We start from the raw sequence: 26742 nt of genomic DNA, 5'->3' as shown, positions 1-26742 counted from the left end.
TACAGTAATCCACATATATAGTATCCCTTCATTCAATCTCAATTTGAGTTGGTTCAATAATTAATCCTGATCTTCGTATATTTGATGTCACTTGAATATCAAATTTAACTTTTGCTAGTATCTCATTTTGTTGATCTTTGACTTCTTTCCAAACATTAGGATAGGATCTTCGCAACTTTTGTCCAATTCCATAAATATCCGAACCCATTTCTTTTGCTAGTTCAAATTCATTTTCAATCTGCGAGGTAACTACTTCACCTATTTTCTTTTCAACCTGTTCCATCTTGTCCTTAGCCAAGAGATCTACTGGACACGTCTGATCAGAGAGATTTCCTTCTAAGAATATATTAACTTTATAAGTTAATTCCTCATTTTTTAAAATAAGCTCGTCTTCACTTTCGAAGTCAGTTGTCTGAAAAGCAAATAATTCTTCCTCATATCCAGGACAAGCCCCTTCTAAAATGAAATAATCATATGTGTTTTTTAAGAGCTCTGTACCAGCTATTTCTGGGCCATCAATATAGCCCACTACTTTATCATCTTTAAAAACTGCTACCTCTTTCACCTCGTATGCTTCTACTTCTCCTCTTATTACCTTAGGATGAATCACATCTACAGATGAATCAATTCCAGGTGTAGCGAGTGCAGTAGTAAAATCTCGTAGTTTTACTTTCCGTGCAATAATTTGTCGTTGTTCAGCAGAATCTAAAAGGTCACTCATTGCTTTAGATGGAATACTTCCAAGTTCTATTTTTTGGTTGAGTAAATCTTGTGCACTTCCTCGTGTTACCACTAAATAAGAACCAGCACGACTATCTCTATCCCGTTCAAACCACGTTATAATCGGGGCAACACCATCTCTAGCTAATTCCTCACCAAAAATGATAATCTGGAGGTGTGACCAGTATAATCGACGTGGGGACAGTCTATTCATATTTTTGATTGCACTTATTACCGTTTCACCTTGAGCCGTTACACTCCATGTTGGTAATTCTGACCCCTTATCTTCTGTTTGTGGTTTAATCACCTGAGCTGTTATTTCATACACGTCTTCATTTTCACTAACTTTATCAATTCCCACACCTATCACAACGGCAACTTCATTCAATTCTTTTTTATCCCAGCAACCACTTAAAAGTATAATACAAGTAAATAGCAAAACGAGTCTTATTATTTTCACTTTTTTTGTCTCCTATTTAAATGGTTATTATCCGCATCTGACATCCTATCTTGATTTTCACCTGCAACCTCATTCGGTCTTTCTCTCATTGCCCACCATGGCATTCTTATAAATAAGTCTCCCCAATTGTCTTTGTGAAAAGGAACAATAGGAGTTAAGTATGGTACACCAAAGGAGCGAAGTGTAGTTAAGTGGATATATATAAGAATTAACCCAAAAATTAAACCAAAAGCTCCTAGAACAGCAGACAATGCTATGAGAGCAAATCTTAACAATCTTGCTGATATTGCTAAGTTATAGGATGGTGTTGTAAAAGAACTTATTGCAGTTAGTGAAACTGTAATAACGGTTGCTTGTCCAACCAGTCCAGCTTCTACTGCCGCCTGTCCTAATACTAATCCCCCAACGATAGATACTGCTGCACCAATAGTTTTAGGCAGCCGTAGCCCCGCTTCTCTTAATATTTCAAACGTTATCTCCATAAAAAGAACCTCAACGGCTATAGCAAACGGTACCCCTTCCCGTTGTCCAGTCAAGGCAATCAGTAATGGGGTAGGAATCATTTCCTGGTGATAAGTGAGAAGTGCAACATAAAAACCTGGTAATACAATGGATAGGAAAAACGCAAATCCTCTTAGCATTTTAAGGAAACTTGCAAAATCATATCTTTGATAATAATCTTCATTTGAGGTCATAAATAATCCAATCGTAGCTGGTACCAATAAAGTACCAGGTGTACCCTCGGACAAAATAGCAATTCTTCCTTCTAATAATCCGGCAGCAATGCGATCTGGCCTTTCTGAATTAAAAATAGTTGGAAATGGTGTATAACCATTTGGATCTTCAATAATTTCTTCTAAATATAGAGAATCTAAAATTCCATCTATTTCAATTTTCTCCAACCTTTGTTTTACTTCTTCAAACATTTCTGGTTTCACGACATCCTCAATACCTAGTATTGCAACTGGTGTTTGAGATAACTCACCGATCTTTATCTCGTGAACCTTTAATTTATGGGTGTGAAGTCGTCTACGTACTAAGCCAATGTTGGTTTTTAACGATTCATTGAAGGATTCTCGTGGTCCGCGGACAACCGTTTCCACATTAGATTCAGAAACTTGACGTCTTTCCCCTCCAGCGGTATCAAGTGCAATCCCCTTTGTTTGCTTGTCTATTAAAACAAGTGAATACCCTTGTAACAAGTATGTAATGGATTCTTTTATGGAAGAAGTTACTTCTTTTTTAATCGTAGAGAAATTAATCTCCTTTATATTTTTTGCTTCATTTTGCTCTTGGTTATAGTTATCGTTTAATTCACCGATAACATATTCTTCAATAGATTCCCTTGCGACTAGGCTGTCTAAATACAACACAGCAATAGAACTATCCTCATCACTGCCAATATAACGAATAGTTAAGTCAGAAGTATTGCCAAATAGATCTTTGACTACTCTGATATCTTCGTATAGATTGCCTGTAAATTGATAATCTTCCTTTTTATTCTTTTGTTTCTTTGTTAATCTTGATTTTCTACTAAACATGATGATTCAACCTCTTTTTAACTGCTTAAATTGACTTATTATTAATAAGAGTAGGGGAATAAATAACGCTATAAACGTTGCGAAATATGGATAAATATACATTAGGAATCGATATATCCCAATTAAGTCGTCACTAGTAATCAAAGAAAAAATGGCTAATATTGTAGCTGTAGGGATAGTTAAAAGTGTATAATCATCTATATGAAATAATTGAGCTAACCCTACCACAATGGCATATAAAAACAGTGAAATTTTTGAGAATGAACCTAGCGACCATAGTACTACACCAAGAATATCCAATCTTTGTAGTGCTCCAATCTCGATATCACGTAAGGTTTGGAAAGTTGGAAAATAAAGCCCCATTGCACGTTCTTCTCCAAAAACGGTCACTACACCTGAAACAGGTCCAAGAAACATCACAATTAAAATCAGCATTGTCAGCATGCTAAATCTCTTTAATTTTTTCTTGTTGGAAACATATGGAAATACCATAGCAAGAACAATAAATGAACTATAAAGTGAAATGATATTAAATGTCCCCATCATGACTGGACTGAATCCATCTTCCAGTATAGGAAGTAAATTTTGATAGTCTTTATCTTTATGAGTTAAAATCGATGCCATAATACCAATTGGTATCATTAATACAAGAAAGGTTTGATTTGTCCTTGCCAAAATTTCTAAGCGATTTCGGATCGTATATACGGCAAGAATTAACATGGCTACCATATAAATCATCAGGGGAGTACGTGGAGTAATCGCAGAATTGTAAAATTCGCTAAAACCCCTTAGTGATAAACTAGCCTCATGGAAAAAATAAAAAAGAAATACTATCGCTATTATTTTTCCAATCCATTTACCAAGAATAACCTGAGAGTACTCTATTAATGTTTGTTCAGGATAGCGTTGTGCTAGCAATGCTATAACAAAACCAATAAGAACTGCAGGAATGATAGCAAGCAAAACAGATAACCAACTGTCTCTACCAGCATGATTAATAATGACGGGAATAATTAATAAATGACCTGTAACAGTAATACTAGCAATAGCCAGCATTAAAGCTTGGATTGATGAAATCCTTACCCTTTCCATATATCCCCACCTCCATTACACATACAATTACTATCCATTATTGTCTATTGGTTACACATTTATACAATTATAATGAAGGTGCTCATATAATAGCGGTTTACATTTCACTTCCCCTTCAAGCATTATCTTTTCACTAAATCATGTTATTATAAGAGAATCGCATATTTATCTTGTGTTGGAGTGATATTACTTGAAAAAATGGATGCAAAAACAAACAAAAAAACAGCTTTTTATATACTTTTTGATAGCGGCAAGCTTTTTCGGATCAATTATTTTTGTCAATTTTAATCATGAATTCTATGACCAACCAATTGCCAAAGTGACAGAGGCTACCGTGACAGACAGAACAGAAACGGTTGATCAACATCAAAACCAAGATATTGTGGTTACCCAGCAAATTATGGCAACAGTACAAAATGGTACATACAAAGGGGAAACTATCAATATCACGAACGAATATTCCGGCTCACATGCCTATGACCATTCCTTTCAGCCTGGTGACGAAGTATTCGTAACAATCGATGATTCTACGCTTACAGGAACCATTGAAAATGTAAAACGTGATAAGTATCTCATCTTAGTGGCATGGCTTTTCATCATTATTTTGCTGGCGGTAGGGAAAAAACAAGGCCTATTATCTGTTATCAGTTTAGCTGTGAATGCTGTGATTTTATCATTCGCACTAGATATATATCTGCAAAACTCTGACATCAGTCTACTGATCATTTGTGGCATTAGCATCGTGCTTTTTACGGTAATATCGTTATTGATGGTCAATGGCTTGAATGAAAAGACATATACAGCGATTATTGCTACCTTACTAGGTACACTAAGTTCTTTGTTGATTGCCTATCTAGCTTTATTTGTGACAGGTGAACAGGGATTACGCTATGAAGAAATGTCGTTTCTCAGTCGAAATCCACAAACTGTCTTTATGGCAGGTCTGTTGATCGGATCGTTAGGGGCGGTGATGGATGTCGCAATCACAATGTCATCTTCTATTTTTGAACTTTATGAAAAAAATAATCAGATAAATTTGAAGAAGCTCAAAGCATCTGGCATAGATATCGGAAAAGATATAATGGGGACGATGACCAATATATTATTTTTTGCCTATGTAAGTGGTTCGATTCCGATGCTACTTTTATACTTTAAAAACGCATCACCACTCGGATTCACATTATCAATGAATCTTTCTATTGAGTTGGCTCGTGCTTTAGCTGGGGGCATTGGCATTGTGCTGACTATTCCCATTGCTATCTATACTTCGATTTTCTTTATTCAGAGAAAGAGGGCTAGAACATGAATGCATTAGTATTACTATCGATCATATTATTTGTGCTGATGGCTATTGTTGGTGGAAAAAAAGGGGTAAAATCATTTATTGCATTATTTCTAAATTTTGGCGTGCTTATCATCACTGTTCTAGTAATGAACGATCCAAACGCCAATCCAATTTGGCTAACACTACTGGCATGTGCTTTCATTAGTGCAATTAGTCTCTTTTTTATTAATGATGTTAACAGTAAAACGAAGATGGCCTTCTTTTCTACCATTATAACGCTTGTGATTCTATTCTTTTTCATCATAATCATTACGGAAAAGTCGATGATTCAAGGGTTTGGGGCAGAAGAGTCGGAAGAATTGATGACCTTCTCCTTACATATCGGAATTGATTTTATAAAAGTTGCCGCATCCGTTATTATAATGAGTACGATCGGAGCAATTGTCGATACAGCTATTTCGATTACCTCACCAATGCGGGAAATCCATCACCATAACCCGACGATTACCAGAAAAGATTTATTTTTGGCAGGGATACGTATCGGCAGAGATATATTAGGTACAAGTACAAACACCCTATTCTTTGCTTTTTTCGGAGGGTACATGGGGCTCTTGATATGGTTTAAAGACTTGTCTTATTCCTTCGGTGAAATTATTAATGCCAAGGTATTTAGTGACGAAATGATTACCATCTTCACAGCCGGTATGGGCGTTGCTCTCGTTATTCCGATTGCTTCCGGAATAACTGCCCATTATCTTGTCATAATGAGTAAAAGAAATAAGAGCTAACTCGAAATATTTGCGGTATTTTAACCTTTTTAAAGTATTTCGTCCTACTTTTTCATGGGTGAATACCGATTTTTATGGCATTCGCTTCTCTTTTTCTGGGGTGAATGTAGATTATATTCGTTTTTTAGGCATTCGCTTCTCTTTTTCTAGGGCGAATACCGATTATTTTCTTTTTTAAGGCATTCGCTTCTCTTTTTCTGGGGCGAATGTCGATTATATCCTTTTTTATGGCATTCGCTTCTCTTTTTCTAGGGCGAATACCGATTATTTTCTTTTTTAAGGCATTCGCTCCTCTTTTTCTGGGATGAATGCCGATTATATCCTTTTTTATGGCATTCACTCCTCTTTTTCTGGGGTGAATGCCGATTATATCCTTTTTTATGGCATTCGCTTCTCTTTTTCTGGGGCGAATGCCGATTATATTCTTTTTTATGGCATTCACTCCTCTTTTTCTGGGGTGAATGCCGATTATATTCTTTTTTATGGCATTCGCTTCTCTTTTTCTAGGGCGAATACCGATTATATTCTTTTTTATGGCATTCACTCCTCTTTTTCTGGGGTGAATGCCGATTATATCCTTTTTTATGGCATTCGCTTCTCTTTTTCTAGGGTGAATGCCGATTATATTCTTTTTTATGGCATTCACTCCTCTTTTTCTGGGATGAATGCCGATTATATTCTTTTTTAAGGCATTCGCTTCTCTTTTTCTAGGGCGAATACCGATTATATTCTTTTTTAGGTGTTCATTCTACTTCTTTTCATCGATCCCTTATGCTTCCGTGCTAATAGCTAACTTAATTTTTTATATTCCAACATCATCTGGTCATAATTAAGCGGACCAAACACAAAAAACTGTATGACGCCATTGGAATCAATCATATAGGTAGTTGGGATAGGACGAATTTGATAACGATCGCCCACGATGTTTTTCTGATCCAATGGTATGGTAAATGTTAAACCATGCTCTTTTACAAACTGACCGATATCCTCAAAATTAGATTCTGTCTTAGTCATATTAATCGCTAAAATGTTCATGCCTGTATCCTGATAAAACCTTTGCATATCAGGCATTTCTGCTCGGCACGGCGGACACCATGTTGCCCAAAAATTAAGCATTACTGGCTCTCCGCGATAATCCGATAATTTCACTGTTTCACCATTCAATGTTTCCAATTCAAAATCCGGAGCGATGTTTCCAATTTCCAGTCCAATATTCTCTGCTTCTGTGACCCTGTTATCTGTGACAACGTCAATAACAGCCCAAGTCATCATAACCAGTAAAACAGCACTAATGATCCACTTTGTCATCGCAAACCAACCTCCATTACGATATTAGGGCAAGGATTTTGATACTCGGAAAGCACCCACTTATTTATACTTACTACTATTATATGCCCCTATTAATGATATACTATAAAAATGAAATCTTACTTATAGTGAAACTGTACTTCTATTTATAGATATATAAGAAAAAAGGGGACAAATTATGAAAAAAATCACGTGGAGAAAATTTAATATGGTGCTTATTGGTAACCTGCTTATCGGGATTGCCGTCGCACTGTTAAGAATTAGTGTTTTGGGGACAGATCCTTATTCCACATTAAATCTTGGAATAAGTGGTTTCCTGGGGATATCTTTTGGTATTTATCAGTTGATATTTAATCCTCTTTTACTTGGGGTTGTTTTTCTTTATTATAGAAGTTTAATTGGAATTGGGACTATAGTGAACATGGTAGGAATTGGATTTATATCTGATTTTATAGTTTTTGGCTATAGCTTCGTCTTTGATGATATGTCAACCCTAGTCATTCGTATTGCCACGATGGCAATCGCAGTTGTTTTTGCAAGTTTGGGCGTTGCTCTTTATATTACGCCGAATTTAGGGATGTCACCATATGATGCATTAGCATTCGTAGTTGAAAAGGTTTCGAATTACAAAATTCCGTTTCCAATTGCGAGAATTATGACGGATATTTTATGTGTGGCAATTGGTTTTTCATTTGGAGCGATAGTTGGTATAGCTACAGTTATTTTCGCATTTTGCACCGGGCCATTTATCCAATTTTTCCGCAAACGGGTAGCTGAACCAATGCTCGCTCATGAGAATCCACCAGTTGTTACACCTGAACCAGCACATAAGGGAACAATCTGAAGACAAATATTTATTCCGTTATATCTGGCGAAAACGATGACATTGGTAATGTTTTTCTATAGTTATTTATGGACATGATGAATCAAAGAAAATACGCTAGGATATGAAGTGACCCCAACTGTCAATTGGGGTGCAGTTAACATATCCTAGCGTAAAACTACATGTTCAACTATTTACTTAAAAGCATCAATCTTGTTTATTACAAACAGACGGGAGTGGAAATCACCGGATACGTCATGTTCATGTTGTTCACGGAATCGTTCGTGATCTAATGGTATACCAATCTCCATTAATTCATCCCCATAATATTCACCTTGATATCCTTCGATTTCATAGCTTGCCTCTGGGTCTAATCCCTTCAATAACAAGCGCTTGAAGCCTGGATTTGGACGGGATAATACATGATAGTCCGCTACCACCGCTTTGGATTTATCTGTTGACACTGAAATCCATGATGTGCGATTACCGTCTTTTTCAAACGGACTATGGATACGGTGAAATGTCCCGAATTGGAATACTTCCCGATGTTTCTTAAAAAATGCAATTTGTTCTTTCATTTCTTGCTTTTCTTCTTCAGGCATTCTTGTCACATCCAACTCGTAACCAAACGCACCAAAGTATGCTACTTCTGCTCGAGTCTTAAGGCTTGTATAACGCCCGACCTGATGGTTAGGCACTGCAGATACGTGCGCCCCCATTGAACTTATCGGATATACAAAAGATGTACCATATTGAATTTTGAGACGCTCTACTGCATCTGTATCATCACTTGTCCACGTTTGTGGTGCATAATATAACATACCTGGGTCAAAGCGGCAGCCCCCGCTTGCACAAGATTCAAATAAAATATCAGGAAATTCAGATGTTAAACGTTCATATAAATCATAAACCCCCAATATATAACGGTGTGTTACTTCACGCTGGCGATTGTCAGGTAATGTTGCTGAACCAATCTCCGTTAAATAACGGTTCATATCCCACTTCACATAGGAAATAGGTGCATCCCGTAATATTTCAGCCATCATCTCATAAAGTGCGTCTACTACTTCTTTACTCGAGAAGTCAAGCACGTACTGATTACGTCCATGTGATTGATTTCGGTTTGGCACATGAATGATCCAGTCTGGATGCTCTTCAAATAGTTTACTAACCTTTGACACCATTTCAGGTTCAAACCACAGACCGAAATCCATTCCTAAATCGGTAACTTTTTCAGCTAATCCGGTTATACCATTCGGTAGTTTATCATAGTTAACGAACCAATCTCCTAATGACGTCGTATCATCATTACGTTTGCCAAACCAACCATCATCTAATACAAACAGTTCGACACCTAACTCTTTTGATTGTTTTGCCATGTCTAGAATTTTTTCTTCATCAAAATCAAAATACGTTCCTTCCCAGTTATTGGTTAGAATTGGGCGTACTTGATCACGCCATTTGCCTCTTGCTAAACGTTTTTGATAAAGATCATGGAAGTTCTGACTCATTCCATTCAAACCATCATTAGAATATGTCATCGCTACTTCCGGAGTTTGGAAGCTTTCGCCTTCTTCCAGCAGCCAATCAAAATCAAATGGATTTATTCCTAGACTGACACGTGATACATCTAAATAATCAACTTCTACTTGAGCAAGAAAGTTACCACTGTACACTAAGCTGAAACCATAAGCATCTCCTTGAAATTCATTCGCATCTGGTCTCTTCAGCGCCAAAAACGGATTGTGCTGGCTACTACTAATACCACGTGTACTCGAGATATTTTGAATACCTTCCTCCAGTTTCCGAGTCTTAAGATGTCGTTCTCTGCTCCATGCACCTGATAATTGCATCATTTCATAATCGGAATCAAAGAAATCAATATTTGCACTCATCGCTCTTATTAAGTTGAGTCGCTGCTTTCCATGATTGTTAAACTTGGCACTGCGCACTATCGCATCTTGCTCTTCAAAAACAGAGTAAAGTAATATCAATTCTGCATCAAGTTCTTGATCATATAAGGTTATTTCTACTGTTTCTACCGGGTCACCATCTTCCGCATATGTGGCAGGTAGGCCATCTAACTTTGGCTTACCTTTGTAGATCTTGTGCGCTTTGTATTGAAAATCGGTAATTCTGCTGCCATTCTCTTGTAGTACTTGGAATGCCGGTTCACGAAAATCAGTTGTTCCGTAAGAAGGGTATTCCTGTTTTGTTTGTTCTAATGAAAAAGTCATATCCCCATCTTTTAAATAGGTAATATTGGAACGAAATCCTGTTTCAAGATAATGTTGAAAGGAATCTTTATGTTTTACTTTTTTACCGTAATATAAATGTCCTAGCTGTTCATTTTCTAAAACCGTAAAAATATAGCTAGAATGATTAGTTTGTAGATGAAATTCTCTTGTTTGTTCATTATACGTAATTGCCATACTGATACTCCTTATCGTTTATCAAGGTGCTAATCGTCTGTCAGCTCCCTCTTCAAGCTTCGGACGCTAACACCCTGATAGGTTTTGCTATTGATATTGTGGCAGCCAATCACCGTGTTCGTCGATTAAATCGTCACATAATGCGATAATATCATCGATTGATAATTCTGCTGCAGTGTGAGGATCGAGCAGTGCTGCCTGATAAATTTTCTCTTTTTTCTTCGTTAGTGCCGCTTCGATGGTTAACAGCTGTGTATTAATATTGGTTCTGTTCAATGCTGCCAATTGTTCTGGCAAATCACCAACATAGGTAGGGGTTACTCCATTTGCATCCACCAAGCAAGGGACTTCAACAACAGCATTTTCTGGTAAGTTGCTAATAAGTCCTCCCGTATTCAGCACGTTACCACCAATTTTAAAAGGCTGATTAGTTTCCATCGCTTCTATGATGTATGATCCATATTCATGTGTACGCTCATGTTGTAAGTTTTGATCACTTACAAGATCATTACGCATTTTCTTCCATCCTTCGATTTGGTTAACACAACGACGTGGATATTCATCTAATGGAATATTATATTTGTCGATTAATTCCGGATATCTGCTCTTAATAAAGTATGGATGGTATTCCGCATTATGCTCAGAAGACTCAGTGACATAGTATCCGAACTTATCCATTAATTCAAAACGAACCATATCATCATGCTTTTCGCGTTGCTTTTCTTTGGCACGTTTTTTAATTTCCGGATAAAGATCTTCCCCATTTTGCGTAATTTCCAGTAGCCACGCCATATGATTGATTCCAGCAATTTTCCATTGAATATTGTCTTTTGGCATGTCAAGGGAATCTAATAAATGACTAGCACAAACCTGAACACTGTGGCATAGGCCAACCGTTTTGATTCCCTCTTTTAACATCACATTGGTTAATACCGCCATTGGATTGGTGTAATTTAAAAACCATGCATCAGGACAAACTTCTTTCATGTCACGGGCAAATTCCTGCATGACAGGTATTGTTCTTAAATTACGGAAAATCCCGCCTATTCCTAGTGTATCCGCAATTGTTTGTCGTAAGCCGTATTTTTTCGGCACTTCAAAATCAGTAATCGTACACGGGTCATAGCCCCCAACCTGGATAGCATTAATTACATATTTCGCATCTCTTAATGCTTCTTTACGATCATGGTAAGCCTTTACTGTTACTTCGGAGTTCAAACTTTCTTTTAAATTATTCAACATCATTTCTGAATCATTCAAACGCTCATGATCAATATCAAACAAAGCAAATTCGAAACCTTGCAAGGCATCGACTGTCATACAATCCCCTAGTACATTTTTCGCAAAAACCGTACTTCCCGCACCCAAAAACGTAATTTTAGACATCTTTTTTCCTCCTTATATTTCGTATTAAATTGCTATTACTTAATACCATCATAAGGAGATTTAAAACCGTTTACAATCGTAAATATTTTTGAAAAGGGTAAAATATTGCGGTTGTTAATCAATAAATAGCCGGTCAACTGGCATGACAAATTTATTTTTGCGATAAGCACTTGGCGTCTCATTCAGTAAGTGTTTAAACACTTTACTAAAATAATTACTAGATGTATAGCCTACTTCTTTCGCAATCTCTTCTATTGACTTCTCACTATTCTGTAAAAGGTCTAATGCATGCTGGATACGTACTTTTGTTAAGTACTGGATCGGTGTTTCATTGACAGAAGTAGAAAAAAGCCTAGTAAAATGATATTTGGATAATCCAGATATGGCTACGATATCATTTAAGGATATATCCTCTGCATAATTTTTTTCAATAAAGGATACAGCCTTAGCAATCGCAACAGGCAATTGCTCTTCCTGCCGTTGTTCATATTCAAGATATTGCAGGCATTCCATCAAAAAAGAATATGCATAGCCAGAAGCCTCATAACCATGGCTGATACCAGTAGTTTCTAATTTATCCAGCATTCGTAATATGTGTTTAATTGGGGTCGCATGGATAGGAAGCCGAAGAATGTGTCCATATTTTTCAGTTATATGACGAAAATGATGTAACGCTTCATTTCCATAAACCGTAAAATACAAAAAGTCCCAACGAACCGATTCTTCTGGTAGGTAGTAACAATGATCACTAGGGATTTCGACGAAAAAAGCATCCCCTTTTGTTAAAGGATAAGTCTTTCCTCCGATTCGAATTGCTCCCTTACCGTCTAATGTATATTGAAATACAATACGTCCTTCTTCACCTCTTTTTAACCCATCCCATATATATGTATGTTCTGTACGTGATTCCCGGCCAATAGCATGGAGGCCAGCAACACGATCCTGATAATCTCCTTTAAAACGAAAACCGTATGATTGGTGTTTAGAATATGGGTGCATGAGATCTCCTCCTTACTTCTATCATACCGAAATTCTTCAGAATGTCATTCCTTGATTGACTTCCTATCCCAAATCGCTTAAGCTTGCTTTATGATATGAGATAATGGAGGAATTTTGGAGTATGCTACAAGCAACTAATGTAAGTTTACGTTTTGGTGATAAGAAGTTATTTGAAGACGTTAATATTAAGTTTACAGCCGGAAATTGCTATGGTTTGATCGGTGCCAATGGTGCTGGTAAATCTACTTTTCTTAAAATATTGTCAGGTGAAATCGAACCTCAGACTGGTCACGTTTCACTTGGGAAAGATGAGCGACTTGCTGTGTTAAAACAGGATCACTTCGCCTATGAAGAGTACGAAGTGTTAAAGACTGTTATCATGGGACACACTCGTTTATATGACGTGATGCAGGAGAAAGACGCTATTTATGCAAAAGGGGAATTCACGGAAGAAGACGGCATGCGTGCTGCCGAATTAGAAGGTGAATTTGCCGAGATGAATGGTTGGGAAGCCGAATCAGATGCAGCTATTCTTTTAAAAGGCCTTGGTATTGGTGAAGATCTCCACACGAAAAAAATGGCTGATTTATCAGGTTCTGAAAAGGTAAAAGTATTACTTGCTCAAGCATTATTCGGGAACCCGGATATTTTATTATTAGATGAGCCGACGAACCACTTGGATATTCAAGCGATTCAATGGTTGGAAGAATTCTTAATTAACTTTGAAAATACAGTTATTGTAGTCTCCCACGACCGTCACTTTTTAAATAAAGTATGTACACATATCGCTGATGTCGACTATGGAAAAATCGAAATGTACGTGGGGAATTATGATTTCTGGTATGAATCAAGTCAATTAGCATTGCAAATGGCAAAGGATCAAAATAAGAAAAAAGAAGAGAAAATGAAGGAATTACAAAACTTTATCGCTCGCTTTAGTGCCAATGCATCGAAATCAAAACAAGCGACTTCTCGTAAAAAAATGCTGGATAACATTACACTAGATGATATTAAACCATCTTCTCGTCGTTATCCGTATGTAGCCTTCCAGCCTGGCCGTGATATTGGAAATGATTTATTACGTGTCGAAGGTATTTCGAAAACAATTGATGGTGTAAAGGTATTAGATAATGTAAGTTTTACATTAAAACCTTATGATAAAGCTGCCTTTATCGGACCAAATGAAAATGCTAAAACCGTGTTGTTTGATATCTTGATGGGTGAGATGGAACCTGATGAAGGAAGCTATACATGGGGTGTTACCACATCACAATCGTACTTCCCGAAAGATAACTCAGAATATTTCGATGGAAATAACATGTCCTTAGTAGAGTGGCTCCGTCAATATTCACCAGAGGATCAAACCGAGACGTTCTTACGCGGATTCCTTGGTCGTATGTTATTCTCTGGTGAGGAAGCATTGAAAAAAGCGAATGTCTTATCTGGTGGTGAGAAAGTGCGTTGTATGTTATCGAAAATGATGCTATCGAATGCCAATGTCCTCGTATTGGATGAACCTACAAACCACTTAGACTTGGAGTCCATTACTGCGTTGAACAACGGCTTAATTAAGTTTAAAGGTTCGATTCTGTTTACGTCTCATGACCATCAGTTCATTAATAGTATTGCCAATCGCCTTATCGAAATTACACCAAAAGGTATTGTCGATAAAGAGATCAGTTATGATGAATATGTGGCAGATCAGAAGTTACAAAAGGAAATCAGTGCGATGTACGCATAATATTAGAGGCTATCTCTTCTAAAGAGGTAGCCTTTTTGACAGGTTAAGAAAGTATATGATCTACTCAACCTTAAAGTAGGAGTTTTACGGAAGATTAGCACCGTGATAATACATATACTGCGAGGTTATACGTTTTAGATTTGCTTTCTTCCATTCTGATTTACGTTGAGTGCTAGGAAACGCTCCGGCAGAATACTGCGCTTTCCGTGGGCTCGGCTTCAGCTCTCGCGGTCCCACAGGAGTCTCCGTATTCTGCCTCCGCTATTTTTAGTGTTCTGATTATTGATAGAACAGAACTTATGGAACTGTATTCATTGGTTTTACTGTCTAATTTTCAGAATGCCATTCTAAGCTGCGGAACAATGTGACACTACTTTGGGACTATGGTTATGTCCGGTTTTCTTATTGCTAAAGTTTGGTTGTTTATTGCCAAATCCAGCTCAGTTATTTCCATTTTCTGTTGGAGTGCTCTTCTTGCAAGTCAAAAATGGACTATTAATACTTCAGGGGATATATTTTATACTATTTTTAGAATTCATATCTTTTCTTTTATATTCTTTATATTAAATTTACCTATGCTATTTTATTGTGTATGCTTAATAGATAAAGAATTTCGGAGGTTCCTATATGAATAAAGGTATTTCAACTTATATAACAATCGGTGAGTGGATTTTTAAAATTCTATTATTAAATTTGTACTGGTTTATCTTTTCTGTACTAGGCTTATTTATAGTTGGGATTTTTCCAGCTACTGCAGCCCTATTCGCCACGATAAGACAAGATATTAAAGCAGAAGATGATATTAAACTTTTTAGGGAATTCATCCATTATTATAAACAAGAATTTGTTAAATCTAATATTCTTGGGTATATTCTAACGATTGCCACTGCTATTTTGCTGTTTAACATTCAAATCCTAGGAGGGTTAGACAGCTCGCTATTAAACTCAACGTTAATGGTGATGACATATATCTTGTTAGCTCTTATTGCGCTTGTTTCAGTATTCATTTTCCCAATCTATGTGCACTATCATTTTTCTATACTCGGTTATATTAAATATTCTGCTATTTTAGTTATTGGCAGGCCTCTGCACACCATTGCCATGCTAGTGCTAATTGCGGCAACCTGTTACCTCTATTATATGATACCAGGTTTTATACCTGCTTTAGGCGTTAGTTTACTAGCATATATTATTATGCGTACGGCTTATTCTTTCTTTGCAACACCCGAATAAAAAGAACAGAACTGATCAGAAATCAGCTCTGTTCTTTTTATTTATCCTTTTACAGATCCAATTAATACACCCTTCTCAAAATACTTCTGAATAAATGGATACAAGATTAACACTGGTAGCGAGGATACAATAATGACACCATATTTAACCTGGTCGGCATAACGCTGTGCATAACCTCCACCAGTTCCGCCACTTCCCGCCCCTTCAGCAAATACTTGATTGGATAGCAGGATATCTCTTAATACGATCTGCAAGGGTTGCAAATCATAATTTCGGATATAAATTAACCCTGTAAAGAAGTCATTCCAATGCCATACTAGATAGTAAAGCCCGATTACTGCAGTAACAGCTTTGGACAAGGGTAAAACAATCGTAGAGAAAAACTTAAAATGTGAACAACCATCCATTGTTGCTGCTTCAAACATTTCATGTGGGATGTTGTTTTCAAAAAATGTTCTCGTAATAATTAAATTAAATACATTAATCGTAAGTGGATTAAAAATAAACACCCATGGCGTATCTATTAAGCTTAAATCTTTCATTAGCATATATGTAGGTATTAACCCACCATTAAAAAACATCGTAAAAATAAAGAAAAACATCAAGAACCTTCTGGCCTTAAACTCTTGACGAGACAACACATATGCTGCCGGTAACGTTAATAGTAAATTAACAAATGTCCCAAACAGAGCATAAAACAATGTATTACGGTATCCGATCCAAACTCTTGAATCTGTGAATATTTGTTCATATCCAAATAGGCTAAAACCTTTCGGAGCAAAAAGGACTTTTCCGGTTGAAACATACGTTGGATCACTAATCGATGCGATGACAATAAAATATATAGGATATGCCACAATAAAAAACATTAACAAGCATGTTGCCACAATCGCAACATCGAATAGTAAATCTGTTGGCTTTTTATTTCTAATTCTATTCATTGTGATAGAAGGCATTACTCTTCCTCCTTCAGATTAAATTGGGATACACTTACCATAGACTGATGCGAGCCACTTTCTTCGCAATGGTATTAACAATTACTAACATCATAAAATTAATGAATGTATTGAATAAACCAATTGCAGCGGCATAACTAAATTGATTAGATACAATACCCGTTTTATAAACATACGTTTCAATCACTTCTGATATTGGTAAGTTGAGAGAGTTCTGCATTAGGAATATTTTCTCAAAACCGGTACTGATAACCGTTCCCATATTAAGTATTAATAAAATGATGATGGTCGGAATAATAGCTGGTATTTCGACATTTCTAATAATTTGCCATTTATTCGCACCATCAATTTTTGCTGCATCATATAGCTGTGGATCAACCGCGGCTAATGCGGCTAAATAAATAATACTGTTCCAACCAACATGTTGCCATACATCCGATAAGACATATATCGGAACAAATGCATTTACAGATGCTAATAGATTTCCTTCCAAACCTAGCTTTGCTAATAGTAAACCGAGAACACCAGTGTTCGGTGATAACATCACATTTAACAAACCAACTAAAACCACGATGGAAATAAAGTGAGGCAAATAAACTGTCGTTTGTAATATTCGTTTACCCCTTTTCCATCTAATTTGGTTTACTAATAGAGCAAGGGCGATTGGTGCCGGGAAACCAACAACAATCGTCGTTATACTAATTAGTAACGTGTTACGAATCAGATCCCAGAAAAGGTGACTATTAATAAATTGTTCAAAATATTTAAGTCCTACCCATTCTCCACCTGTCAAACCAGCAGTGAAATCATATTCCCGAAATGCTAATTGGATTCCATACATTGGGATATAGTTAAATATAATCACACAGATGATTGCAGGTAGAATCATAAGCCATAATTGATAATCTCTGCGTAACGTATTAAACACTGTTGCTTTCTTCACCTTAGGCAAAGCCTCTGTACTAGTTCCTTGGGTCAAGGCCATGATATGACTCTCCTTCTTTTTAGAGAGATATTAGCTTTTAGCCAATATCTCTCCTTCTAGTTTTCTACTTTAATTGTTCCTTGTAATCATCATAGTAACCTTGGATAATTTCAATATTTGATGGTAAACCAATCTGTTCTACTTGTTTCACATAACTATCCCATTCTTCTTCAATACCACCTGAAGTAACCCACTCACCAAACTTGGAAATGGCTAGATTCATAAAGTCCGTATTCACAAGTGTCATTTGATTGTGATCTTCCTCTGAATATTTCAGCATCATCCCAGGAAAAACATCATTTTCATGATCTAATGATTCGAACACCTTTTTAAATGGTGCTTGCTGTTCATCTACTGATTGCATATCGACAGGTAATTCCACTTCTAATTCGTCTGAAATAAACATTGGACCATTGTCTGCCCAAGTAGAAGTCCATTTCCAAGTACCTGGATCCATTTCTTCATCCTGAGGCGGTAAAATTTTGTATGAATTATCACCCATTTTTTCAATGTTAGGACCCATTGAACCGAATAATACTTGTAAACTTACCTCAGGGTCATACAATTCGTTTATAAATTTCATTGCAGCTTCTTTATTACTTGTTTGCGAAGACATTTGAATAAAGTTCACACCATAATTTAGCTGGTTGTAGTCATATGACCAAGAAACTTCCCCGTCATAATCTGCAGATGCCTTCATTGGGGCAAATGTCACGTATTGATCTGAAACTTCTAGTCCAAATCGGTCTGTCCTTTCCCAACCAAATGTATAGCCGACTTTTGCATTTCCCCCCTCACCACGCGCTACTGCCTGATATTGAGAATAATCTTGTGTGAAAGCTTCTTCACTAATCAAACCATTTTCATGTAATTTATGGAGAAACGCTACAAATTGTTTATATCTTTCATCGATAAAGAAATTCTTTACTTTACCATCTTCTAGGAAGTAACCTTGGCCGCCACCACCAGTTACCGTCATGCCCATGCTGCCAAGTAACACCGTTGGTTGGAAGTAACCAAAACCACCTTCACCAACTGGCGCAAAATCCATTGGTATCTCATCATTCGGATCGCCATTTCCATTTGCGTCTTCTTCTTTAAAAGCCTTTAATACAGTAAATAGTTCATCCCAATTTGTCGGAGTTTCCAACCCTAAATTATCTAACCATTGTTTATTAATAAATTGCATGGTTGCTGTTTCTGGCCAGAATCGTTGATATTTTGATAAACCATAAATGGCACCATCAGCCTGGGTTGAAAGAATTTTTGTTTTAGGTTGCTGTTCAAACATCTTCTGTATATTAGGACCATGTTCTTCTATTAAGGGTTTAAGGTTTTCAAATAAACCAGGGAACTGTGCAAAGTCAGCGTCAGTAATAGCATTGGGGCCGACAATTATGTCAGGAATATCTCCACCAGCTAACATGGCACCTTTCTTTTGATCCCAGTCCGCTGTTACCTCTTCCCATTTGATCTCCACACCCGCTCTTTCTTCTGCTTTTGCTAACCATTCCATATCTTTAAGTTCTTTGGTTAATGGGTGCTTCGTAATAAGCCCTGTTAAAACAACCTTTCCATCTTCGGTTTTTTCTGGCTCATTACTTGTTTCATCATCACTACAAGCCGCTAATACGAACATCAAACAAATTGTGATAAGTAATATTAGTTTTTTCTTCACACTTAATTCCCCCTAATTAATTTTATTCATCATTACAGTTTTGAAGTGTTATGCAAATCGTATAGATCAAACTTCAAAAAATCGTTTCCTCCTTCATTTAATAAATTAATTATTGTTATCGCTTACATATTCATTTTAAAATATAAACAAGTTGCGTTAGCATCTTGTTCGTACATGTTTCGATCTATTGCAATAGAACTTATTTACAGTATGCCACCATAAGCTGATTGTGTGAATTCACTTTTTTGCGAATACATATCCTTTTTTTAGATTTCAGTTAGATACACATTTATCCACATACACAACATTGTTAATAAAACTGTGGTTAAAGGGTTTCTAGTAAATATGCACTATTTTTTCTCTGATTATTTTAATATGTGCATATTTATGATAGCTATCTGTTAAATTTGTGCTTACAAATTATTTATTCAGTGGACAACCAAGTTAACCGGAAAGCTTAATAAAATGAGCTGCATAGTTTCATCTGATAAAGTAAGACTTCCATCAGTGGGGGTTTTTGACTCCCACTGATCATTAGCGAAACTTATCAGGGTGTTAGCGTCTGTTATCCCTAAACTTATCCTTGTATTACTTGAAGCTTGAAGTGGGGGGTTAGCACCGTGATAAATACACTCTATTCCACTAAAAAAGGCCGCTTGAGGTATCAACCTCAGGCGACTTTATCTTGACGGGATGAGTGTTCTGTTCCTTGGAAATAAATTCTCCTCATTGGAAAAGTACTTCTGTTCCTTGGATAAGTTTATATCCAAGGAATAACAGCTAGAAATGCCGTCACCATATCAACCAATTTTCGGATGAAATCAATAATGATACCCCTGCAATTTTTTTAGCAAAAGAATGCACATGCAGTTGCAGCTGATAAAAAGTCCAGGAACGATGATCTGGTGTTTCTATAGCGCGATATCATCCTCTGGCTTTGAACTTATTAAGGGAAGCGCGAAAATTGTTTTAAAGTCTGATTTGCGTTTTTCTTTGAATGCGTCTCGTGTTTCGTCCTTCTTTCGCTTCATCTGTTGTATGCTATAATAATGTGGCATCTCCGCCCATTCGTTTAAACCTGCAAGGTCACACAAAAAATGAACTAAGCGAAGGTCAAGCGATGGTTCTTTCTTATAAGAACGAATTATGTGAAGAGGAAAACTCTATCTTTTTTAGAGCTGAATTTATTTTTGGATGCATATCCACAGGAGGAAAAGTTCCTGTTGCTTTTATTGTCGCAGAAGCTGATTTACGGATAGCATTGCAGGATGAAACGAACGCGTATCAGTTACTCACACATTTCCCTTTGAAATAGTCATTTGTTCAAGCAATACTAATAACATCTTCATATAGTACTAGTAATTAAAGATGAAAGGGGGAAATTGTTATGAGTAACGGAGACACAAACATTTTAAGTCCTGAAGCTCTTTCTAAGGCTCTTTCTATCTTGCTTCAAGAGCAAAAACTTGAACAAGAAAGTGAACAAGAAGTGGAAGTAGAATCAGAACAAGAGTCTGAGCAAGAAGCGGAAGTAAAAGGACAATTCCATGTTTATAATGGAAACTCTTATGTTACGAAAAGTGGAAATAGTAAAAACCATAACCGCGCAGATTCAACAGTAGTTGTTATTATCATCATTATTATTCTTTTCTTTGATGGTGGTAAACTACCAAAATCCTAAGAATTTGTGAGTGAACAAGGGTGCTAATTTAGGCACCCTTTTTTTGTGATTAGCCCTTACATACCACCTTTTTCTTGCATACACCTATTATAGAAATGGAGGGATATTGATGGAACACGAGAACGAATTGAGAGCGTTAATTAAAGAAGAATTAGACCATTATATGCAGAATCATTTTAGTGAACTTGTGAAACACTTTACAACAGAACTAATTAATGAAAATGGAAATTCCAGTGTAAAGCAAAGTGGAAATGGTTTTGTATATGTAGACAATACCGGAATTGCCTATGCCTTAACCTTGTTTTTTTATCACTTTATGTCCGAGAACAGCCAACAGCATATTAATCTAGATCAAATTCTAGCACGACTTGATAAGCATATTGACGATAATCGTAAAATGTTTGAGGATACGATTCAATCATTGAAGGATAGCGACGAATGATCTTGCAAATGCGCTCCCCAACCATCTAATCCTAATGAAAAGGGGGGGTAATGTATGAAGCAAATTCTAGAACTTGTTCAAAATCAAGAGCAACCTGTTGTCATTCAGCTTTTCTTTGAAGATGGGTTATCAATGAGGCTTCATAACGTTAGAATGTGTTCTAATCATATGCTAGTAGGAACGAATCAATTTCAAGGAAAGTCTTTTATCTGTATCAAACATATTAAGGGATATTGTCTATTATATAAAAATATTGAAAAAGCTAGATTGAAAACAAAAAATGATAATAAACAATCTACTAACAAGTATAAACATTTTAGAAATAGAGCACAGATAGACAACACTGGAAATAAACCATCTAATGCAGAATCTGTTACAAAAGAGGCAGTAGACAAGGCAGATAAGTCGTCTTCCATACCAAACACGTTTCATCTCGATTCAAATCAGAACTACCAGCTGTCTAATGCAGATTCTACTTTAAAAGAGGATACTACTCCTCCTAATGAGTTGGAATCTTCCCATTCCTCTGATAAAATTGCCGATAATAAGCAATCGACTAACAAGCATAATCGTTTTAGAAATAGAGGACAGATAGACAACACTGGAAATAAACCATCTAATGCAGAATCTGTTACAAAAGAGGCAGTAGACAAGGCAGATAAGTCGTCTATCATACCAAACACGTTTCATCTCGATTCAAATCAGAACTACCAACCGTCTAATGCAGATTCTACTTTAAAAGAGGATACTACTCCTCCTAATGAGTTGGAATCTTCCCATTCCTCTGATAAAATTGCCGATAATAAGCAATCGACTAACAAGCATAATCGTTTTAGAAATAGAGGACAGATAGACAACACTGGAAATAAACCATCTAATGCAGAATCTGTTACAAAAGAGGCAGTAGACAAGGCAGATAAGTCGTCTATCATACCAAACACGTTTCATCTCGATTCAAATCAGAACTACCAACCGTCTAATGCAGATTCTACTTTAAAAGAGGATACTACTCCTCCTAATGAGTTGGAATCTTCCCATTCCTCTGATAAAATTGCCGATAATAAGCAATCGACTAACAAGCATAAACGTTTTAGAAATAGAGGACAGATAGACAACACTGGAAATAAACCATCTAATGCAGAATCTGTTACAAAAGAGGCAGTAGACAAGGCAGATAAGTCGTCTTCCATACCAAACACGTTTCATCTCGATTCAAATCAGAACTACCAGCTGTCTAATGCAGATTCTACTTTAAAAGAGGATGCTACTCCTCTTAATGAGTTGGAGTCTTTACACTCCTCTGATAAAATTTCCAATAATAAGCAAAGTAAATTATCTGAACGAAATCAAGCTATACCAAACAAGAAAGAAGCTGTATCATCTCCTAACACCAAGGTATCTAGCATAAATGGTAACTCATTGATTAAAGAAAGTGGCACATTTACAAATAAGGATGGACTATAAGGGCATGATGTAAAAAGTTATGTTCAAAATGTTTTAAAAAATGGAAGAGAATCGGCAAAAAGATGGGGACGTTGACTTATTAATAGTAAACCTCCCCATCTTTGTTATCGAAATAACTCGATACTCTTCTTCTGTATTATATTTATTTTGATACCAATCTATAAAATCAGTATGATTCACCCACATCCGAAGCATACCTTCTGCTAATGTGTATGTTGACATATCCCATGAGCGGAACAAGATATCCATGGAACAGCACTTAGCATCCCTTGCTTTATTTCTTTAAAATACTCTCACCGTGATTCCATTATCTCTTTCAAAGGTAAATGAGCACTATACTTTACCTTATTTCTGCTTTGAAATTTGTGCGGATACAATTAATTCACGGATTGCGTCTCGGTCATTTTTATATAACGAATCAACAATTTTACTACCAACAACCACCCCATCACAATGCTCTGTTAATGAGCGCACATGCTCTGGACTGGATACACCGAAGCCTGCGAGGACTGGCGCATTACTTTTTGCTCGAAGTGCTTCTAAGTGGGTCCCTAGATTTTCTTGGAAAGAAGCACGTACTCCTGTAGTTCCGGTTACAGTCACAGCATAGAGGAAACCTTCTGTACGTTTTCCGATTTCAGCTAAACGTTCATCCGTGCTTGTTAATGCAGCTAAACGAATTAACGCAATTTCTTTTTCCTGTAAAGCAGGGGCAATGATCTCCTCTTCTTCCAAAGGTAAATCCGGAATAATTAATCCGTCTACTCCGACTTCCTTACAAGACTTAGCAAAATTATTCACGCCATAAGTATGAATCGGATTAATGTACGTCATCAACACGATCGGAATATTCCGTTCTTCTTTGCTGTCTTTTAGTTTTTCCAGTACGGAGCTAAGTGATACACCGTTTGCTAATGCACGAAGTCCCGCCTCTTGAATGGTTGGACCATCTGCCACCGGGTCAGAAAAGGCAATCCCCAATTCTACAACAGTTGCCCCTGCTTCTTCTAAAAAGGCTAACTGTTCATCTAATTTGTCTAGGCCGCCATCACCAGCCATAATATAAGGTACAAAGGCTTTATCACCACGTTCTAATACTGCATTGAATGCCTGATCTATTTTTGCCTTACCCATTTACTTCACCACCTAATGCATCTCTCACTGTTTCGACATCTTTATCTCCACGCCCAGATAAACAAATCACCATAACTTCATCTTCGTTCATTTCCTTGGCAAGTTTCATTGCATATGCAATCGCATGAGAACTTTCCAATGCTGGAATAATCCCTTCTGTTCTCGATAATTCCTGTAATCCATCCAGCGCTTCTTCGTCTGTAATATCAACATAGTTGACACGACCAATATCTCTTAAATGACTATGCTCAGGTCCTACACCTGGATAATCGAGACCTGCAGAAATCGAATGCGCTTCTTGAATTTGTCCGTTTTCGTCTTGTAATAAGTAAGTCATCGTACCGTGTAGGACACCTTTTTTACCATAACTTAATGTAACAGCGTGTTGATCGGTATCGACACCTTTTCCACCAGCTTCAACACCATAAAGCTTCACTTCTTCATCCTCTACAAACGGATAGAACATCCCCATCGAGTTACTGCCACCACCAATACAAGCAACGACTGCGTCCGGCAAGCGGTCTTCCTTTTCTTTCACTTGTTTTTTCGTTTCAGTACCAATCATGCTCTGAAAGTCACGAACGATTTGCGGGAATGGATGCGGTCCTACTACTGAACCGATAATATAATGGGTATCTTCAACATGACTTACCCAGTAGCGTAAAGCTTCGTTTACGGCATCCTTTAATGTACCACTGCCTTGATCGACACTTTCGACACGAGCACCTAACAGTTCCATACGAAAGACGTTAAGCTTCTGACGTCGAACGTCCTCTTTCCCCATAAAAATCACACACTCTAAACCAAGCAATGCACATACTGTAGCAGTTGCCACCCCATGTTGACCTGCACCAGTTTCAGCAACCACTTTTTTCTTCCCCATTCTTAATGTTAAAAGCGCTTGACCAAGTGCATTATTAATTTTGTGAGCACCAGTATGATTTAAGTCTTCTCGCTTTAAGTAAATTTTCGGACCGCCTAATTTTTTCGAGAAACGCTCTGCATAATAAAGCGGTGTTTCCCTTCCAACGTATTCTTTTAAATAATAATCAAATTCGTCTAAAAATGCTTCATCATTAATAGCTTCATTATATGCTTTTTCCAATTCTAAAACGGCTGGCATTAACGTTTCCGGTACAAAACGGCCACCGTATTCTCCATAATGACCTGTTTCATTTGGCTCATGGTATGTTGCCATTTTAATCACCTTTCTTTGCAGCATCTATAAATGCTTTTATTTTATCTAAATCTTTCTCCCCATCTGTCTCGACACCACTGGAGACATCGACACCTGCGGGGGCTACTTCTGTGATCGCTTCTTCAATATTATCTGCTTTAAGGCCGCCAGCAAGCAAAATCTTTTTGTTCAAAAAGTTATATTCTTTTGCTACCTGCCAGTCGAACGTTTCTCCCGATCCACCACGGTATTTACCGGCAGGGCTGTCTAATAAATAGTACGCACAGTCATAGGGTCCGATTTTGTCTAGATCACTCGCCTGACGCACTTCAAATGCTTTAATAACTGGGATACCAATTTCCTGGCAAAAAGAAGGTGACTCATCGCCATGTAATTGTACATAATCCAAGCCGACATCGTGAGCAATTTCCTTAATTATCTTGATGTCCTCATTGACGAAAACACCGACTTTCTTCACATGGGATGGAACAAATTGAGCCATATTTGCTGCTTGTTCTTTTGTCACTCTTCGTTTACTTTTAGCAAATACAAATCCAATGAAATCTGCACCTGCTTCTACAGCCGTTTCTATTGCCTCTTTATTTTGTAACCCACAAATTTTTACTTGAACCATGTTTATTCTCCTAACGGCACTCTTAAACTATCAAATGTCTCTTTTAAATCAACCGAGCGCATCATTGTTTCACCAACTAAAATCCCTCTGGCGCCAACCTTCTGTACCCGTTCCACATCTGCTTGTTCCTTCATTCCACTTTCGCTGATTAAGAGTGTTTTCGTTGTGTCTATTTTTTCTGCGAGTCTCTCGGTTGTGGCAAGGTCGACTTCAAATGTTTTCAGATCACGGTTATTAACTCCGATAATCGTTGCACCGATTCGTTCGGCAACTGCTAATTCCTCTTCATTGTGTACCTCAAATAAAATTTCCAAGCCTTTTTGATCTGCATATTGATATAGTTCGGCTAGTCTTTGTTCAGGAAGGGCTGCTGCAATTAATAAAATTAAATTCGCACCGGCATCATACGCGCGATCAATTTGAATTTCATCAATAATAAAGTCCTTGTTTAATACCGGAATATCCACCACTTCTCTGACTTCTTGCATATCTTCAATCGTTCCTTGAAAAAAAGGTGTATCAGTTAAAACCGAGATTGCACCTGCTCCACACGTTTCATAGATGCGTCCTTGTGTGGCAGGTTCAACCCCATCATTAATTAACCCTTTTGACGGGGAAGCACGTTTCATCTCTGCAATAATACTCATTTTTTCTGCGTTCATAAAGGTATCGTACAATGAAATATTCACACGTTTTCCTTGTATAGTTCCCGGCTGATAGTTGTCTTTTAATTGCGCTACTTCCTTTTCTTTTTCTGCTAAAATCTTATCTAAAATCGTCATG

24 protein-coding genes are annotated in these 26742 nt (G+C 37.0%); 8 read left to right on the top strand and 16 right to left on the bottom strand.

What is annotated here, in order from left to right; translation table 11 throughout:
- Window positions 1–28: 28 nt before the first annotated feature.
- Genes ACTWP4_RS06095 through ACTWP4_RS06085 form a run of 3 tightly spaced genes read right to left on the bottom strand, consistent with a single transcriptional unit; the run spans window position 29 to window position 3813 of the window.
- Window positions 29–1180 (bottom strand): Ger(x)C family spore germination protein, encoded by a 1152-nt coding sequence (locus ACTWP4_RS06095; protein WP_443127867.1) that lies wholly within the window; start codon window positions 1178–1180, stop codon window positions 29–31.
- Window positions 1177–2721, bottom strand: coding sequence for a spore germination protein (locus ACTWP4_RS06090; RefSeq protein WP_443127866.1), 1545 nt, complete (start codon window positions 2719–2721; stop codon window positions 1177–1179). The genes ACTWP4_RS06095 and ACTWP4_RS06090 overlap by 4 nt, the downstream gene beginning before the upstream one ends.
- 6 nt (window positions 2722–2727) lie before the next feature.
- Complete coding sequence (locus ACTWP4_RS06085; protein WP_443127865.1) at window positions 2728–3813, bottom strand: GerAB/ArcD/ProY family transporter; 1086 nt, start codon at window positions 3811–3813, stop codon at window positions 2728–2730.
- 202 nt (window positions 3814–4015) lie between these two features.
- Here ACTWP4_RS06085 and ACTWP4_RS06080 point away from each other — a divergent pair, with 202 nt between their 5' ends.
- Both ACTWP4_RS06080 and ACTWP4_RS06075 read left to right on the top strand, forming a co-directional pair.
- Complete coding sequence (locus tag ACTWP4_RS06080) at window positions 4016–5119, top strand: YibE/F family protein (protein WP_443127938.1); 1104 nt, start codon at window positions 4016–4018, stop codon at window positions 5117–5119.
- Entirely contained in the window at window positions 5116–5886 is a 771-nt protein-coding gene (locus tag ACTWP4_RS06075; protein WP_443127864.1) for a YibE/F family protein, read from the top strand. The genes ACTWP4_RS06080 and ACTWP4_RS06075 overlap by 4 nt, the downstream gene beginning before the upstream one ends.
- A 124-nt stretch (window positions 5887–6010) precedes the next feature.
- Here the strand turns inward: ACTWP4_RS06075 and ACTWP4_RS06070 are convergent, their stop codons facing one another.
- Both ACTWP4_RS06070 and ACTWP4_RS06065 read right to left on the bottom strand, forming a co-directional pair.
- Window positions 6011–6532 (bottom strand): hypothetical protein, encoded by a 522-nt coding sequence (locus tag ACTWP4_RS06070; RefSeq protein WP_443127863.1) that lies wholly within the window; start codon window positions 6530–6532, stop codon window positions 6011–6013.
- Between the two features lie 143 nt (window positions 6533–6675).
- Window positions 6676–7194, bottom strand: coding sequence for a redoxin domain-containing protein (locus ACTWP4_RS06065; RefSeq protein WP_443127862.1), 519 nt, complete (start codon window positions 7192–7194; stop codon window positions 6676–6678).
- A 178-nt stretch (window positions 7195–7372) separates the two neighbouring features.
- Between ACTWP4_RS06065 and ACTWP4_RS06060 the strand changes: the two genes are divergently transcribed.
- A complete protein-coding gene (locus ACTWP4_RS06060) occupies window positions 7373–8038 on the top strand; it encodes a YczE/YyaS/YitT family protein (RefSeq protein WP_443127861.1) in 666 nt (221 codons plus the stop codon).
- Window positions 8039–8211: 173 nt separating this feature from the next.
- Here the strand turns inward: ACTWP4_RS06060 and ACTWP4_RS06055 are convergent, their stop codons facing one another.
- The 3 genes from ACTWP4_RS06055 to ACTWP4_RS06045 all read right to left on the bottom strand — a co-directional run bounded on the left by ACTWP4_RS06055 (window position 8212) and on the right by ACTWP4_RS06045 (window position 12834).
- Window positions 8212–10449: an alpha-galactosidase gene (locus ACTWP4_RS06055; protein WP_443127860.1), complete on the bottom strand. Its 2238-nt coding sequence runs from the start codon at window positions 10447–10449 to the stop codon at window positions 8212–8214.
- 87 nt (window positions 10450–10536) lie between these two features.
- Window positions 10537–11835: an alpha-glucosidase/alpha-galactosidase gene (locus ACTWP4_RS06050; RefSeq protein WP_443127859.1), complete on the bottom strand. Its 1299-nt coding sequence runs from the start codon at window positions 11833–11835 to the stop codon at window positions 10537–10539.
- A gap of 114 nt (window positions 11836–11949) precedes the next feature.
- Window positions 11950–12834, bottom strand: coding sequence for an AraC family transcriptional regulator (locus ACTWP4_RS06045; protein ID WP_443127858.1), 885 nt, complete (start codon window positions 12832–12834; stop codon window positions 11950–11952).
- Between the two features lie 121 nt (window positions 12835–12955).
- On the opposite strand from ACTWP4_RS06045, the gene ACTWP4_RS06040 reads away from it, so the two are divergent.
- The gene (locus tag ACTWP4_RS06040; protein ID WP_443127857.1) at window positions 12956–14575 is read left to right on the top strand and encodes an ABC-F family ATP-binding cassette domain-containing protein; all 1620 of its coding nucleotides are present in this window, start codon (window positions 12956–12958) and stop codon (window positions 14573–14575) included.
- A gap of 627 nt (window positions 14576–15202) precedes the next feature.
- Window positions 15203–15808 (top strand): YesL family protein, encoded by a 606-nt coding sequence (locus ACTWP4_RS06035; RefSeq protein WP_443127856.1) that lies wholly within the window; start codon window positions 15203–15205, stop codon window positions 15806–15808.
- Window positions 15809–15849: 41 nt separating this feature from the next.
- Here ACTWP4_RS06035 and ACTWP4_RS06030 read toward each other — a convergent pair whose 3' ends face one another.
- The 3 genes from ACTWP4_RS06030 to ACTWP4_RS06020 all read right to left on the bottom strand — a co-directional run bounded on the left by ACTWP4_RS06030 (window position 15850) and on the right by ACTWP4_RS06020 (window position 19427).
- Window positions 15850–16764: a carbohydrate ABC transporter permease gene (locus tag ACTWP4_RS06030; protein ID WP_443127855.1), complete on the bottom strand. Its 915-nt coding sequence runs from the start codon at window positions 16762–16764 to the stop codon at window positions 15850–15852.
- 34 nt (window positions 16765–16798) lie between these two features.
- Window positions 16799–17749 carry an ABC transporter permease gene (locus ACTWP4_RS06025; protein WP_443127854.1) on the bottom strand — a complete coding sequence of 317 codons (951 nt, stop codon included), beginning with the start codon at window positions 17747–17749 and terminating at the stop codon, window positions 16799–16801.
- A 64-nt stretch (window positions 17750–17813) separates the two neighbouring features.
- Window positions 17814–19427, bottom strand: a complete 1614-nt coding sequence (locus tag ACTWP4_RS06020) for an extracellular solute-binding protein (protein ID WP_443127853.1) — start codon at window positions 19425–19427, stop codon at window positions 17814–17816.
- A gap of 1387 nt (window positions 19428–20814) precedes the next feature.
- On the opposite strand from ACTWP4_RS06020, the gene ACTWP4_RS06015 reads away from it, so the two are divergent.
- From ACTWP4_RS06015 to ACTWP4_RS06005, 3 genes are all read left to right on the top strand, one after another.
- On the top strand, window positions 20815–21108 hold the full coding sequence (locus ACTWP4_RS06015; protein WP_443127852.1) for a hypothetical protein: 294 nt from the start codon (window positions 20815–20817) through the stop codon (window positions 21106–21108).
- 109 nt (window positions 21109–21217) lie between these two features.
- The gene (locus ACTWP4_RS06010; RefSeq protein ID WP_443127851.1) at window positions 21218–21550 is read left to right on the top strand and encodes a hypothetical protein; all 333 of its coding nucleotides are present in this window, start codon (window positions 21218–21220) and stop codon (window positions 21548–21550) included.
- Between the two features lie 54 nt (window positions 21551–21604).
- Complete coding sequence (locus ACTWP4_RS06005) at window positions 21605–23014, top strand: hypothetical protein (RefSeq protein ID WP_443127850.1); 1410 nt, start codon at window positions 21605–21607, stop codon at window positions 23012–23014.
- 33 nt (window positions 23015–23047) lie between these two features.
- On the opposite strand, the gene ACTWP4_RS06000 is transcribed toward ACTWP4_RS06005, so the two are convergent.
- The 5 genes from ACTWP4_RS06000 to trpC form a co-directional block, all read right to left on the bottom strand.
- Complete coding sequence (locus ACTWP4_RS06000; protein WP_443127849.1) at window positions 23048–23263, bottom strand: hypothetical protein; 216 nt, start codon at window positions 23261–23263, stop codon at window positions 23048–23050.
- Window positions 23264–23359: 96 nt separating this feature from the next.
- Window positions 23360–24148 (bottom strand): tryptophan synthase subunit alpha, encoded by a 789-nt coding sequence (gene trpA, locus ACTWP4_RS05995; RefSeq protein WP_443127848.1) that lies wholly within the window; start codon window positions 24146–24148, stop codon window positions 23360–23362.
- A complete protein-coding gene (trpB, locus tag ACTWP4_RS05990) occupies window positions 24141–25346 on the bottom strand; it encodes a tryptophan synthase subunit beta (protein WP_443127847.1) in 1206 nt (401 codons plus the stop codon). Before trpB ends, trpA begins: the two co-directional genes overlap by 8 nt.
- A gap of 1 nt (window position 25347) precedes the next feature.
- The gene (locus tag ACTWP4_RS05985) at window positions 25348–25959 is read right to left on the bottom strand and encodes a phosphoribosylanthranilate isomerase (RefSeq protein ID WP_443127846.1); all 612 of its coding nucleotides are present in this window, start codon (window positions 25957–25959) and stop codon (window positions 25348–25350) included.
- Window positions 25960–25961: 2 nt separating this feature from the next.
- Window positions 25962–26741, bottom strand: a complete 780-nt coding sequence (trpC, locus tag ACTWP4_RS05980; RefSeq protein ID WP_443127845.1) for an indole-3-glycerol phosphate synthase TrpC — start codon at window positions 26739–26741, stop codon at window positions 25962–25964.
- Between the last annotated feature and the right edge of the window lies 1 nt (window position 26742).

The organism is Gracilibacillus sp. D59 (assembly GCF_052246695.1).
Taxonomy (GTDB): domain Bacteria; phylum Bacillota; class Bacilli; order Bacillales; family Amphibacillaceae; genus Gracilibacillus.
The sequence above is the reverse complement of the archived record's forward strand: the minus strand, read 5'-3'. Positions and strand labels throughout refer to the sequence as shown.

Coding starts and splice junctions, on each gene's coding strand:
- ACTWP4_RS06090 (WP_443127866.1), bottom strand. CDS start 2,721: ATGTTTAGTAGAAAATCAAGATTAACAAAGAAACAAAAGAATAAAAAG.
- ACTWP4_RS06085 (WP_443127865.1), bottom strand. CDS start 3,813: ATGGAAAGGGTAAGGATTTCATCAATCCAAGCTTTAATGCTGGCTATT.
- ACTWP4_RS06080 (WP_443127938.1), top strand. CDS start 4,016: ATGCAAAAACAAACAAAAAAACAGCTTTTTATATACTTTTTGATAGCG.
- ACTWP4_RS06075 (WP_443127864.1), top strand. CDS start 5,116: ATGAATGCATTAGTATTACTATCGATCATATTATTTGTGCTGATGGCT.
- ACTWP4_RS06065 (WP_443127862.1), bottom strand. CDS start 7,194: ATGACAAAGTGGATCATTAGTGCTGTTTTACTGGTTATGATGACTTGG.
- ACTWP4_RS06060 (WP_443127861.1), top strand. CDS start 7,373: ATGAAAAAAATCACGTGGAGAAAATTTAATATGGTGCTTATTGGTAAC.
- ACTWP4_RS06055 (WP_443127860.1), bottom strand. CDS start 10,449: ATGGCAATTACGTATAATGAACAAACAAGAGAATTTCATCTACAAACT.
- ACTWP4_RS06050 (WP_443127859.1), bottom strand. CDS start 11,835: ATGTCTAAAATTACGTTTTTGGGTGCGGGAAGTACGGTTTTTGCGAAA.
- ACTWP4_RS06045 (WP_443127858.1), bottom strand. CDS start 12,834: ATGCACCCATATTCTAAACACCAATCATACGGTTTTCGTTTTAAAGGA.
- ACTWP4_RS06040 (WP_443127857.1), top strand. CDS start 12,956: ATGCTACAAGCAACTAATGTAAGTTTACGTTTTGGTGATAAGAAGTTA.
- ACTWP4_RS06035 (WP_443127856.1), top strand. CDS start 15,203: ATGAATAAAGGTATTTCAACTTATATAACAATCGGTGAGTGGATTTTT.
- ACTWP4_RS06030 (WP_443127855.1), bottom strand. CDS start 16,764: ATGCCTTCTATCACAATGAATAGAATTAGAAATAAAAAGCCAACAGAT.
- ACTWP4_RS06025 (WP_443127854.1), bottom strand. CDS start 17,749: ATGGCCTTGACCCAAGGAACTAGTACAGAGGCTTTGCCTAAGGTGAAG.
- ACTWP4_RS06015 (WP_443127852.1), top strand. CDS start 20,815: ATGAGTAACGGAGACACAAACATTTTAAGTCCTGAAGCTCTTTCTAAG.
- ACTWP4_RS06010 (WP_443127851.1), top strand. CDS start 21,218: ATGGAACACGAGAACGAATTGAGAGCGTTAATTAAAGAAGAATTAGAC.
- ACTWP4_RS06005 (WP_443127850.1), top strand. CDS start 21,605: ATGAAGCAAATTCTAGAACTTGTTCAAAATCAAGAGCAACCTGTTGTC.
- ACTWP4_RS06000 (WP_443127849.1), bottom strand. CDS start 23,263: ATGGATATCTTGTTCCGCTCATGGGATATGTCAACATACACATTAGCA.
- trpA (WP_443127848.1), bottom strand. CDS start 24,148: ATGGGTAAGGCAAAAATAGATCAGGCATTCAATGCAGTATTAGAACGT.
- trpB (WP_443127847.1), bottom strand. CDS start 25,346: ATGGCAACATACCATGAGCCAAATGAAACAGGTCATTATGGAGAATAC.
- ACTWP4_RS05985 (WP_443127846.1), bottom strand. CDS start 25,959: ATGGTTCAAGTAAAAATTTGTGGGTTACAAAATAAAGAGGCAATAGAA.
- trpC (WP_443127845.1), bottom strand. CDS start 26,741: ATGACGATTTTAGATAAGATTTTAGCAGAAAAAGAAAAGGAAGTAGCG.